Annotated in this window: 2 protein-coding genes; both read left to right on the forward strand. The window is 76.6% G+C overall.

Going from position 1 to position 13,571, the window contains the following annotated elements:
- The first annotated feature begins 136 nt into the window (after positions 1-136).
- On the forward strand, positions 137-4,372 hold the full coding sequence (locus ACSNOK_RS21970; RefSeq protein ID WP_436782454.1) for a non-ribosomal peptide synthetase: 4,236 nt from the start codon (positions 137-139) through the stop codon (positions 4,370-4,372).
- On the forward strand, positions 4,369-13,506 hold the full coding sequence (locus ACSNOK_RS21975; protein WP_436782455.1) for an amino acid adenylation domain-containing protein: 9,138 nt from the start codon (positions 4,369-4,371) through the stop codon (positions 13,504-13,506). Before ACSNOK_RS21970 ends, ACSNOK_RS21975 begins: the two co-directional genes overlap by 4 nt.
- Positions 13,507-13,571: the final 65 nt, after the last annotated feature.

The raw sequence follows: 13,571 nt of genomic DNA on the forward strand, positions 1-13,571 counted from the left end.
CCCTTCCAATGTGCCCTGTCGGCCCCGCACAGACGGCGCCGCACCAGGACGGGCTCCCCCTCCGTCCGGCGATCCCGGCCGTCAGGGCACCGGAGCCCGCCCAGAACCACCCTCCCCTTGAGGAGAAGAAGCAGCCTTGCCCGCGCAGCAGACGCCCAGCAACCACCTCCCCGACGAGCCGTCACCGGCGCGGCAGGAGCCGGTCGGCGGGCCATCCGCCCGCACCGCGCCGCCCGCCGCCCCGGCCTCCCCGTCCGCCGCCGCCCACGGCACGCTCGCCACCCGAACGGCCCCCGGGGGCAGCCGCGTTCCGGCGTCGTTCGCCCAGCGGCGGCTGTGGTTCCTGTCCCAGCTTCCGGGGGCGAGCGAGGCGTACCACGTGCCGCTCGCCTTCGAGGTGCGCGGCCCCCTCGACCGCACCGCCCTGGCCCGTGCGCTGGACGCCCTGACGGCCCGCCACGAGGCGCTGCGGACACGGCTGTCTGCGGTGGACGGCGAGGTGTTCCAGCACGTGGATCCGGCGGACGTCGGGTTCGCGCTGTGCGTGGACGACCTGTCACGGACCGTCGGCGGGCACGCCGCGGCCGGTGCCGGCGGCACCCTCGACGAGCGTCTGGAGCAGCTCCGCCGGGACGAGGCCGCCGCCCCCTTCGACCTGGCCCGCGGTCCGCTCGCGCGCGGCCGGCTGGTCGTCCTGGGCGAGGACCGGCACCATCTGCTGCTGACGTTCCACCACACGATTTACGACGGCTGGACGGAAGTCCTGCTGATGCGGGAACTCGGCGCGCTTTACTCGGCGTTCCTGCGCGGAGAACCCGACCCGCTGCCGCCGCTCCCTTCCGGGTACGCGGATTACGCCGTGCGGCAGAAGCGGGAGTGGGAGGACGGCACGTTCGCCGAGCAGGCCGCTTATTGGACGGAATCCCTCGCGGGCGCACCGCCGTTGCTGGAACTCCCCACGGACCGGCCGCGCCCGGCGGAACAGGATTACCGCGGCGCGGAGGTGCGGTTCGCTTTCGACGCGGAACTGACGGCGGCGGTGAAGTCGCTCGGCGAGCGGTACGGCGCCAGTGTGTTCATGACGGTGCTCACCGGCTGGTCCCTGCTGCTGTCCCGGATGTCCGGGCAGCGGGACCTCGTGGTCGGGATACCGGTGGCGAACCGCCGCCGGGGCGATGTCGAGGGCGTGGCGGGCTTCTTCGTCAACACCCTGGCGCTGCGCGTGGACCTGTCCGGCGAGCCGACGGTGGCCGAGGCGCTGGACCGGGTGCGGACGGTGGCGCGGGCGGGCCTGCGCCGTCAGGACCTGCCGTTCGAGCACGTGGTGGAGCTTGTGAAGCCGGTGCGCAGTCCGGCGCACACGCCGCTGTTCCAGACCATGCTGGCGTGGCAGTACACGGACGGCGGCGCGCTGGAGCTGGCCGGCCTGGAGGTGGCGCCGCTGCCGCTGCCCGCGCCCGGTGCCACGTTCGACATGACGCTGATGGTGGCGGAGAAGGACGGCCGGCTGACCGGCGGTCTGCGCTACGCCGAGGCGCTGTTCGACGAGGTGACGGCGGAGCGCTACGTCGGCCGGCTGCGGCGGGTGCTGGAGTGGATGACCGACGGCCCGGAACGTCCGGTGGCGGATCTGTCGCTGCTGGACGGGCCGGAGCGCCGGCGGCTGCTGGAGGAGTGGAACGCCACCGCCCTGCCGGGCGACCCCGCGGGGCTGGTGGAGCGTTTCGAGGCGCAGGCGCGGACCCGTCCGGAGGCGCCGGCCGTGGTGGACGGCGCCGTGCGGCTCGGCTACGCGGAGCTGGACCGGCGCGCCAACCGGCTGGCCCACGCCCTGATCGCCCGGGGCGTGCGGCGCGGGGACGTGGTGGGTCTGCACGTGCGGCGGTCGGCGGGGCTGGCGGTGGGCGCCCTGGGCGTCCTCAAGGCCGGTGCGGTCTGTCTGCCGCTCGACCCGGACCTGCCGGAGGAGCGGCTGGCCGGGATGGTGGCGGACGCCGGTCCGGCGGTGGTGCTGAGCGGTGAGCCGGCGCCGCCCGAGGGGTGGGCGCCGCTCGCCGCGGTCGAGGCGGAGGCGGAGCGCGCGGACGCGCCCGGCGTCACCGCGTTCCCCGACGATCTGGCGTACGTCATCTACACGTCCGGCTCGACCGGTCGGCCCAAGGGCGTGGCGGTGCCGCACCGCGCCGTCCTCAACCTGCTGGACCACTGGCTGGCGCGGTGCGGGGCACTGCCCGGCGAGCCCGCGTCGCAGTGGGCGAGCACGGGCTTCGACGTGGCACAGCAGGAGCTGCTGCTGCCGCTGACCACCGGGGGTGTGCTGTACCCGGTGCCGGACGAGGTGCGCCTGGACCCGGCGGCGCTGCTGGACTGGATGCGCGAGCACCGGGTGGCGCAGGCGTTCCTGCCGCCGGCCTTCGTCCGGTGGATCGACGAGGCACCGGCGGAGCGGCTGAAGGGGCTGGCGCTGCGGCAGTTGCTGACGGGAGTGGAGTCGCTGCCGGAGGGCGCGCTGTACCGCTTCGCCGAGGCCGTGCCGGGCCTGCGGGTCCTGTACGGCTACGGGCCGACGGAGACGACGGTGTACAGCACGGCGCACTTCACGCCCCGGCCGCTGGAGCGGCAGAGTCCGATCGGCCGGCCGATCGGCAACACCCGGGTGTACGTGCTGGACGGACGGCTGCGGCCGGTGCCGCCGGGCGTGCCGGGTGAGGTGTACGTGGCGGGGGCGGGGCTGGCGCGCGGTTACCTGGGCCGGCCGGTGCTGACGGCCGGGCGGTTCGTGGCCGACCCGTTCGTGCCGGGCGGGCGGATGTACCGCACCGGCGACCTGGCCCGGTGGCTGTCGGACGGCGCGCTGGAGTACGCGGGGCGCGTGGACGACCAGGTGAAGCTGCGCGGGTTCCGGATCGAGCCGGGCGAGGTGGAGGCCGCGCTGCGGGCCGAGCCGGGCGTCGGCGAGGCGGCGGTGCTGGTGGACCGTACGGCGCGGGGCGGCCCCGTGCTGGTGGCGGCCGTGGGGCGGGACGCCGTGGAGCCGCGGCCGGTCGCGGAGTGGCGGGCGGCGCTGGCCCGGCGGCTGCCGGACTACATGATCCCCCAGGTGTTCGTGGAGTTCCCGCGCCTGCCGCTGACGGCCAACGGCAAGCTCGACCGCGCGGTGGTGCTGGAGCGCGCCGCCGCCCGGGGACCCGTCGCGGTCAACCAGGCCAGCCCGCGCGACGAGATAGAACTGACGCTGTATCAGATATGGCGCGGCCTGCTGCTGCACCAGGACATCGGCGTCCGGGACGACTTCTTCGCCCTCGGCGGCACGTCGATCTCCGCCATCAAGCTGGCCCACGCCGTGCGCGAGGCGTTCGGCGTGCCACTGCAGGTGCGCGACGTGCTGCTGCGTCCCACGATCGAGGCGCTGGGCGGTCTGCTCCGCGAGGGTGTCGCGGAACGCCGCCCGGGGAGTCTCATCGAGTTCCGCCCGGGCGCCGGGACGGCGCGGGTGGTCTGCGTCCACCCGGCCGGGGGCACCGCCTTCTGCTATCTGCCGCTCGCCGGGCTGCTGCCGGACGAGGTCGGCGTGACCGGTGTCCAGGCCCCGGGCCTCAACGAAGGTGAAACGTTTCTTCCCACCATCGAGGCGATGGCGGAGGAGTATCTGCGGCTGATCGAGCCGCTGCCCGAGGGGCAGCTGGTGCTCACGGGGCTGTCGTACGGCGGGCTGATCGCCCACGAGATGGGCCGCCGGCTGGCGGCGGCCGGCCGTACCGGGGTGAGCGTGGTGCTGCTGGACACCCACGGCACCGACGACCCCGCCGAACGGGCCGCGATCGAGCCGGTGGAGCTCGCGGAGTTCCGCGACAAGCTCGTCCGCTTCAACGGCATGTACCCCGGCATCGACGACGAGCAGATCGAACGGTACTTCCGGGTCTACAACCACAGCCGGCTGACCACACGCGACTACACGGTGCCGCCGACGGCCGCCCGTACGGTGCTGGTCCAGGCCGAGGGCGCGGACGGCGAGCGGGTGGACCCCGCCCACCTGCGCCGCCAGCGGGAGTTCTGGGGCCGGCGGACCGATGACGCCGTGGTGGTCGAGCCGTTGGCCTGCGGCCACTGGGACGTGCTGGAGGGCGAGGGCGTGGTCCGGGTGGCCGCGCTGATCGAGGCCGAGCTGTCCCGTGCGGCGACCGGGGCCGGGCCGTCCCGCGTTTCGGCCGGGGCCGGGCCGTCCCGTGCACCGGCCGACGTCGAACCACCCCGCGTACCGGCCGGCGTCGACCCGTCCCGTACACCGGACGATGCCGAGCCGTCCCGCTCCCCGGCGCCTTCCGCCGCCGTTCCCGCCCCCCGTACCGCCCCGGCGCAGGAGACCCGATGACGATCCCCGACCGCGGCCCCCTCGGCCTGGCCCAGAGCGTCCTCGGCCGGGCCCGCCGCACCCCGTCCGCCCCCGCCGTCCTGGAGGGCGGCCGGGTCCTCGACTACGCCGGGCTCGACGCCGGATCCGCCGCCGTCACCCGCGCGCTGCGCGCACGCGGCGTCCGGCCGGGGCAGGCGGTGGCCGTGGCCCTGCCGCGCTCCGCGCGCCTGGTCCGGGTGATGCTCGGCATCCTGCGGCTGGGCGCGGTGGTCGTCCCGCTGGACGTGCAGAGCCCCGCCGACCGGCAGCGGCACATCCTCACCGACTCGGGCGCCGTCGCGGTGGTCCACGACGGGACCCCGCCCGCCGGCGCCGGCGAGGACCTCGTCCCGCTCGCGGCCGCGACGCTGGAGGCCGGTGCCGGCACGGCCGGGACCGGCGGTGACACGGCGGAGGACGAGCCCGAGACCGGCCCCTCGGACACGGCGTTCGTCTTCTACACCTCCGGCACCACCGGTGTCCCCAAAGGCGTGGAGGTACCGGGCGCCGGCGTCCTGCGGCTGGCCCGGGAGGGCTGGCTGCGGCCCGGCGGCCCCAGGCGGCACGGCTGGCTGGCCAACCCGGCGTTCGACGCGCTGAACTTCGAGGTCTGGGTGCCGCTGCTGACCGGCGGCTGCTGCGTGGTGCTGGACGACGCGGCGGCGCAGGCCCCCGAACCGCTGGCCGCCGCCGTGCGCGAGGCCCGGCTCGACGTCCTGTTCATCACCACGGCCCTGTTCAACGCCGTGGCCGACGCCGTGCCCGACTGTTTCTCCGGCGTCGGCGAGGTGCTCGTCGGCGGCGAGAAGCTCACCGCCCGCGTCCTGCGCGACTGGTACCGCGCCAACCCGGACAGCGCCACCACCCTCTACAACGTGTACGGCCCGACCGAGTGCACGACGTTCGCGCTGATCCACCCGGTCCCCCGGGACTTCGACGGGGACGAGGTGCCGATCGGGCGCCCCCTGCCGGGCACCGGCGCGCTGGCCGTGGCCACTTCCGGCGACCGCCCGGCCGCCCCGGGCGAGACGGCCGAACTCCTGCTGTCGGGCGCGGGGTTGGCGGCGGGCTACCGCAACCGGCCCGAGGAGACCGCCCGCGCGTTCGTCCGCCTGCCCTGGTACGACGGCGGCCGGGAGCGCCACTACCGCACCGGCGACCTCGTCCGGCTGGACGACGACGGGCTCGTCACCTACGTCGGGCGCGTCGACCGGCAGGTCAAGGTGCGGGGCTTCCGCATCGAGCCCGGCGAGCTGGAGCAGCGGATCGCGTCCCACCCGGCCGTCCGCCGGGCGTACGTGTGCACCCGGCCCGACGCGGCCGGCGTGCTGGAGCTGCTGGCGTTCGTGGTGCCGGACGAGGGGCTGGCGTACGAGGAGTTCGACCGGCACCTGACCGCGGCCCTGCCGCCGTACATGCGCCCGCACCACGTGTACCGGGTCGCCGCCCTGCCGCTGAACGCCAACGGCAAGGTCGACCAGGCCGCCCTGCTGGCCGGCGGCGGGGAGCCCTGGCGCCCCGCGGGCGCGGAGGGCGGCGCGGACGTCACGCCGTGGCAGCGCGAGGTGCTGGACCTGGCCGAGGAGGTGCTGGGCGTCACCGGCCTGCGGCCGGGCGACCGCTGGATCGCCAGTGGCGGCGACTCGCTCAAGGCGCTGCGGCTGCGCTTCGAGGCGCGCCGCCGCTGGGGCTGCGAGCCGCCGCGCGCGGCCGTGGTCGACGGGGACTTCGCCTCCCTGGCCGGCGTCCTCGCCGCGCTGCGCGACGGGGAGGCGGCGGCGTACCCGCCGGTGCCCGCCCCGTCGGGCGCCCGGTCGGCGCCCGCGACGTCCGAGCAGCAGCGGCTGTGGCTGCTCGCGCAGCGTGAGCCGGACTCCCGGGCGTACCACGTGGGCATGGCCTTCCGGCTGGACGGCGCCGTGGACACCGGTGCGCTGCGCGAGGCGCTGCGCCTGCTGGTGGCGCGCCACCCGGCGCTGCGCACGGCCTTCGTCCCGGCGGACGGGGGACTGCGGCAGGAGGTCGGCGCGCCGTACGACCCGTGGGTCACGGGCACGGACGCCGGGCCGGAGGCCCGACGCCGGTTCCTGGACGAGCCGTTCGACCTGGCCCGCCCCGAGATGTGCCACGCCCGCTGGCTCCCGGAGGGCGACGGCGGGACGCTGCTGCTGCGGCTGCACCACATCGCGGTCGACGGCTGGTCGCTGAACGTGCTGTTCGAGGAGGTGTCCGCGGCGTACGCGGCCCTGGTGGCCGGGGCCGAGCCGGACGCGCCGGCGGCCGTGCCGACGCCGCTGGACTTCGCCGGCTGGCAGGCCGCGTGGTGTGCCACGCCCGGCTACGCCGAGCAGCGGGCCGCGCTGCGCGAGCGCCTGGACGGCGTGGAGGAGGCGGAGCCCGCGCTGCCGTCCCTGCCGCGGCCGGCGGAGACCGGCCGGCTGCTGTGCACCACGCTGGACGCGGAGCGGCGCGCGGTGCTCGACCGGCTCTGTTCCGATCTGGGCCTCACCCGCTTCCAGTTGCTGCTGGGCGTGTACGCGTGGAGTCTGTACGGGGTGACGGGCCGGGCCCGGCCCCGGCTGGCGGGGCCGGTGGCCAACCGGCCGGTGCGGGAGTTCGCGGACAGCGTCGGCATGTTCGCCAACACCGTGCTGCTGCCCGTCGAGGTGGCGCCGCGCGAGAGCCTGCGCGGGCAGTTGCTGCGCCAGGGCGAGCTGGTGCGGGAGATGCTGGAGCGGCAGGACGTGGCGTTCGCGGACGTGCTGGCCGACCGGCCGTCCCGGCCGGACGGACCGCCGTTCGACTTTCTGTTCGTCCTGGAGAACACGGACTTCTCCGCCCTCTCCCTGCCGGGCGTCACGGCCCGTCCGCTGTGGCTCGCCCCGGCGGACGCCAAGTGCCCGCTGACGCTCTCGGTCGTGGAGCGCGGGGACGGCCTGGACTGCCTCTGGGAGTACGCCGCCGACCACTTCACGGCCGACGAGGTCGCGGCCGCGGACGCCCTCTTCCGGCGCGGCTTGGAGGCGCTCGCCGAGGGTGGCGACATCACGCCGGCCGAGCTGGTCGCCGGCTACCGGCGCGGTCTGCCGGAGCCCGGCCGGGGAGAGCCGGTCGAGCCGGTGTTCACCACGGTCGCCGAGGGCTTCGCCCGCCAGGCGCGCCGCGCCCCGGACGCGACGGCGGTGGTGACGCCGGACGGCCGCGAGGTCCGCTACGCCGAACTGGCCTCGTACGCGGCCGGGTTGGCGCTGGAGCTGCGGGACCGGCATCCGCTGCCGCCCGCCGGGCGGCCGGCGAGCGTCGCCCTGTACCTGGAGCCGTCGGTCGAGCACGTGGTGGCCCTCCTCGCGCTGGCCCGGCTCGGCGTGACCGCCGTCCCGCTGGACCCGGCGTACCCGCCGGAGCTGCTGCGACAGGTGCTGGAGCAGGCGGCGCCGCTGTGCGTGCTGGTCCCGCCGGGCGGCGCGCCCGCGCTGGACGCCCTCGCCCCGGAGACGCTGCCGCGCCACCCGGTGGTGCTGACCGCGGCACCGGACGACACGGGTCTTCCGGAGGCCCCGGACGGCACGCGTCCGCTGTACACCCTGTTCACCTCCGGCTCCACGGGCCGCCCCAAGGGCGTCCAGGTGCCCGACGCGACTCTGTGCAACCTGCTGCGCTGGCAGGAGACGGACGGAGGGCTCGCGGGGCCCGCGGTCACCCAGCAGTTCTCGATGCTGTCGTTCGACGTCTCGTTCCAGGAGGTCTTCACCACGCTGACCGGCGGCGGCCGGCTGCACCTGGTCCGGCCCGGCTGGCGGCGGGACGCGCCCGCCCTGCTCGACCAGTTGGAGGCGGCCGGCGTCGAGCGCCTCTTCCTGCCGTACGTGGCCCTCCAGTTGCTCGCCGAGCACGGGGTGCGGCTGGGCCGCTTCCCCTCCCGGCTGCGCGAAGTGGTCACGGCGGGCGAGCAGTTGCTGTGCACCGACGCGGTCCGCGGCTGGTTCGCGGGGCTGCCGGGCGCCCGGCTGTTCAACCACTACGGGCCGACGGAGACGCACGTCGTCAGCGGTCTGTGCCTGGACGGCGACCCGGCGGGCTGGCCGTCCCGGCCGGCGATCGGACGCCCGGTGGCGGGCTCCGTGCTGCGGGTGGTGGACGCGGCGGGCGAGCCCGTGCCGCCGGGCTGCCCGGGCAGTCTGCTGATCGGCGGCCCGATGGCCGCGCCCTGCTACCTGGGCGACGAGGAGCTCAACGCCACTCGCTTCACCGAGGTGCCCGGGGAGGGCCTGTTCTACCGCAGCGGCGACCGGGCGTCCTTCGACCGGCAGGGGCTGCTGCACTACCTGGGCCGAGAGGACCAGCAGGTCAAGCTGAGCGGCCACCGGCTGGAGCTGGGGCAGGTCGAGGCGGCGCTGCTGCGCCACCCGGCCGTCGTCAACGCGGTCGTGGCGCAGGACGGCGGGCGCCTGCTCGCCTGTCTCCAGTGCCACGGCGAGCCTCCGACGGCGGAGGAGCTGTCGGGTCATCTGGCCGGGCTGCTGCCGTCGCACGTACGGGTGGACCGCTTCCGCGTCGTGGACGCGCTGCCGCTGACCCCCAGCGGCAAGCTGGACCGCCGTCGCGCCCTGACGGCGCCCGGCGCGGACCTGCGGCCGAGGAGCGCTTCCGGCGCGGCGCTGTCGCCGCTGGAGGCGCGGCTGTCGGCGCTCCTGGAGGAGGTGCTGGGTCGTCCCGTCGGCCCGGACGAGCGCTTCTTCGACGCGGGGGCGTCCAGCCTCGACCTGATGCGCTTCCATCTGCGCTGCGCCGGGGAGCCCGGTCTGCGGTTCTCCATCCCCGACCTGTTCGAGCACGTCTCCGTGCGCCGGCTGGCCCGCTTCCTGGAAGGGGACGCGGCGCCGGACTCGCCCGCCGTCACGGACGACCGCCCCGCCGCGGACGAGCCGGTGGCCGTCGTCGGCATGGCCGTCCGGCTGCCCGGCGCGGACGACCTGGCCGCCTTCTGGGACCTGGTGTGCGCGGGCCGGCGCGGCATCGAGCGCTTCGAGGCGGCCGACGGCCTGGTGGGCGCGCGCAGCCAGCTGTCCGGGCCGCTGGACTTCGACCCGGAGTACTTCGGCATCAGCCGGCAGGAGGCGCGGCTGATGGACCCGCAGCAGCGCCACCTGCTCATGGCGTCGGTGCAGGCGCTGGCCCACGCCGGCATCACGGGCGACACGCCGGCGCGGCGTACGGGCATCGTGGCCGGCTGCGGCGAGAACACCTACTTCCAGTCCCTGCTGCGCGACGCCGATCCGGCGGCGCTGCCGGACGCGTTCCGGCTGGCCCAGCACCACGACAAGGACTTCCTGACCACCAAGGTCGCCTACCATCTGGGGCTGACCGGTCCGGCGTTCACCGTGCAGGCGGCGTGCTCCAGCTCGCTGCTGGCGGTGCACGTCGCGGCCGGGCTGCTGCGCCAAGGGGACGCGGAGGTGATGCTGGCCGGCGGCGTCCTCGTCGACCCGACGCTCACCGACGGCTACCGCTACCAGCCGCAGCACATCTTCTCCCCCGACGGGCACTGCCGCCCCTTCAGCGACGACGCGGCCGGGACGGTCGGCGCCAGCGGCGTCGGCGTCGTGGTCCTCAAGCCGCTGCGGCTGGCCCGGCGGGACGGCGACACGGTGTACGCCGTGCTCACCGGCTCGGCCGTCAACAACGACGGTTCGGACAAGATGAGTTACAGCGCGCCCTCGCTCGCCGGGCAGCGCGAGGTGATCCGCACCGCCCTGCGGCGCAGCGGCCGCACCGCCGCCGACCTCGGGTACGTCGAGGCGCACGGCACCGGCACCCGGCTCGGCGACCCCGTCGAGGTGGGCGCGCTCCGGCAGGCGTACGGCCTGGAGGAGCCGGGCCGGTGCGCGCTGTCCTCGGTGAAGAGCCAGCTGGGTCACCTGGGGGCCGCCGCGGGCGTCGTCGGGCTGGTGCGCGCGGCGCTGGCCGTGCACCACGGGGTGATCCCGCCCACCGTCGACTTCCGGCGGCTCAACCCGCAGATCGCCGACGAGCGGCTGCCGTTCCGGATCCCCACGGCGGCCGAGCCCTGGCCTGCGGACCGGCCGCGGGTCGCCGCGGTGAGCAGCTTCGGCATCGGCGGCACCAACACCCACGTCGTCCTGGAGGCCGGCGAACCGGCCCCGGCCGCGGCGACCGGGACAGCCGGGCCGGTCGTGCCCGTCCTGCCCCTGTCCAGTGGCAGCGAGGCCGGTCTGCGCGCCGACGCGGCCCGGATCGCGGACTGTCTGGAGCGGCGCCCCGAGGCGTACGGGCGGGTGCTGCGGCATCTCCAAGCCGGGCGCCCGGCCCGGAAGTGGCGGGCGGCGGCGGTGTGCGCGGACGCGGCGGAGGCGGTGGCCTGGCTGCGGACGGTGACCGGCGGTACGGCCGTGGAGCCGGACGGGACGAGCGTCGGCGCCCAGGACCGTCCGGCCGGGGAACTGGCGGCCCTGTGGCAGGCGGGCGCGGAGATCGACTGGCCGCAGGGGCCGGCGCAGGCGCCGTGGGACTTCCCGCCGCCCGCCTTCGGCCTGGCCCGCTACGAGGTCGAACGGGCACTCCCGGCCCCGGTCGCCGCGCCCTCTCCTCTCGCCCCGCCGTCCTGGCCGGAGCGGCTGCCGGAGGCCGAGTGGCTGCGTCAGCCGCACTGGGTGCGGCGGCACCACGCGTCCGCGGAGCCCGCGTCCCGCGTCGCCGGCACGCTGGTGGTGGTGACGGACGGCCCCCTGCCGCCCGGCGCGCTGAGTCCGTTCGAGGCGGCGTACGAGCGGGTGGCGCACGTCCGGGCGGCGGCGTCCTTCACCCGCGTCGGAGCGGACCGCTACGAGGTCGACCCGGCCGATCCGGCGTCCCTGCGGCGGCTGTTGGAGGCGCTCGCCGACGACGGGACGGCCACGCTCGACTGGCTGCACGCGCTGCCGCTCGCCGTGGAGGGCCCCGTCGGCGAGGAGACGCTGGAGCGCGCCCGGTGGGCCTGCCTGGACACGCCCGCCGCGCTGCTCCGGGCCGCCGCCGGCCTGCCCGCGGGGACGCGGCTGCGCCCGTGGTGGCTGTCGTACGGCGCCCAGCCCGTCGAGGGGCCGGTCACCCGGCCGGAACTCGGGCTGCTGGCGGGCGCGGCGGAGGTGGTGCCGCAGGAGTGTGCCGTCGACGGCCGCTGGCTCGACCTGCCCGGCCGCGACCCGGCGGACTGGGCGGCGCTGCCCGCGCTGCTGGCCGAGGCGGACGGGGCGGACCCGGCCGCGGAGCTGCCGCGCCGGCTGGCGCTGCGGCAGGGCTTCTGGTGGCGGCAGGCGCTGCTGCCGGTGCCCGCGCCGGCTCCGCTGCCGGCACCGGTGGGTCCGGCGGGCCCGGGCACGTACCTCGTGCTCGGCGGCACGGGCGGCATCGGCCGCAGCGTGGCGGCCTGGCTGCTGGAGCACGCGGACTGCCGGGTGGTGCTGCTGGCCCGCCGCGCGGAGCTCCCGGAGGAGCTGGCCCCCTGGGCCGACCGGGTCGACCTGCTGGAGGCGGACCTCGCGACGGCGGACCCGGAGGCGGTCCTCGACCGGATCGCCACCCGTGTCGACGGTGTGGTGCACGCGGCGGGCGTGGCCGCGGGCGGCCTGCTGGTCCGGCGCGACGCCGACGCCGCGCGGCACGCCTCGGCGGCCAAGCTGCGCGGCGCGCTCCTGGTGGAGCGGCTGATCGAGCGGGACCGGCCCGCGTTCGCCGTCTACTGCTCGTCGATGTCCGCGCAGTTCGGCGGCGTCGGTCAGTTCGACTACGCCGCCGCCAACGGCCTGCTGGACGGGTTCGCCCGGTACCAGGGTGGCGGGACGACGGTACGGATCGGCGTCGGCTGGGACATCTGGAGCGAGACCGGCATGGCGCTGGGTGCCCTGCACGCCGACGCCCGCCACCAGGCACACCTGGCGGTGGGGCTGACGGTGAAGGAGGGGCAGCGGCTGTTCGCCGACGCCCTGCGGCTGCGCCTGCCCCAGCTCCTGGTGTCCACCACGGACCCCGAGGAGGCGCGCGTCTTCTACGCGCCGCCGCCGGGTGCGGACCGGCCGGCGGCTCCCGAGGCGGCGGTGACCCCGGCCGCCGCCGAGCGGCTCGCGGAGTGGCTGTGCCGCTCCCTGGGCGTGGACGAGCTCGACCCCGAGGCGTCCCTCTACGACCACGGCGCCGACTCGCTCACCCTCCTCGACCTCATCAGCACGGTCGAGGACGAGTACGGCGTGGAGCTCGAACTGTCGCGGCTGAGCCACCGGGTGAGCCTGAGGGAGGTGCTGGCGCACCTGGCGGACGCCACGGGCGGGGACGCCCCGCAGGACGGCGTGCCGCTGGACGTCTGGCAGGAGGGCACGGGCGGTGACGTGCTGTGCCTGGTGCACCCGGTCGGCGGGGACGTGCAGGCGTACCGCGAGCTGGTGTCGGCCCTCGCCCCCGGGCTGACGGTCTGTCTGATCAGCGACCCGGGGCTGCGCGGCGCCGAGGCCCCGGAGTGGACGGTCACCGAGCGCGCGGCCCGCTATCTCGCGGCGCTGCGCGCCCGCTTCCCCCGGGACGCCTGGCGCTGGCGGCTGGCCGGCTGGTCGTTCGGCGCCTGGGTGGCCCAGGCGATGGCGGCCCGGGAGGAGGCGGCCGACGGTCCGGTCGCGGAGCTGTACCTGCTCGACCCGCCGCCGCCCGGCGGCGGGAAGGACGTACTCGGCTACGACGAGGACCAGTTGGAGCGCCTGTTCGCCCGGGAGCTGGCCGAGGCCGGTACCGGCGCGGTGGCGGGTCCGGAGGCCCGCGCGTACGCCGAGCGGCTGGCGCGCTGCTGCCGCGCGAACCTGGTCGGCATGGCGGACCACGAGCCGCCGCCGCTGCCCGGTACGCCCGTCCGGCTGTGGCTCGCGGGCCGGGCGGAGTCCGGGCTGCCGCCCCGGGTGCCCGTCGACGAGCAACGGCGGCTGTGGGCCGAGCGGTTGCCGTTGCTGGCGGAGGCGCGGTGCCTGGACACCACGCACTACGGGATCGTCCGGTCCCCGCACGTGGCGGCGGTCGCCGAGGCCGTCAACGCGGGGTGCGTCCCCGCGCCGGAACCGCCCGCGCCCGCCTGACCGGCCCCGATCCGCACGCCGTCCGGCGGCCCGCGGCCCGCGCCGGCCGCCGGACGGCACACCAC

The sequence above is a fragment of the Streptomyces sp. URMC 126 genome (genome assembly GCF_051386555.1).
Taxonomy (GTDB): Bacteria; Actinomycetota; Actinomycetes; order Streptomycetales; family Streptomycetaceae; genus Streptomyces.

Excerpts from the sequence above, each read along its gene's own strand:
- ACSNOK_RS21975 (WP_436782455.1), top strand. The coding sequence starts at position 4,369 with ATGACGATCCCCGACCGCGGCCCCCTCGGCCTGGCCCAGAGCGTCCTC.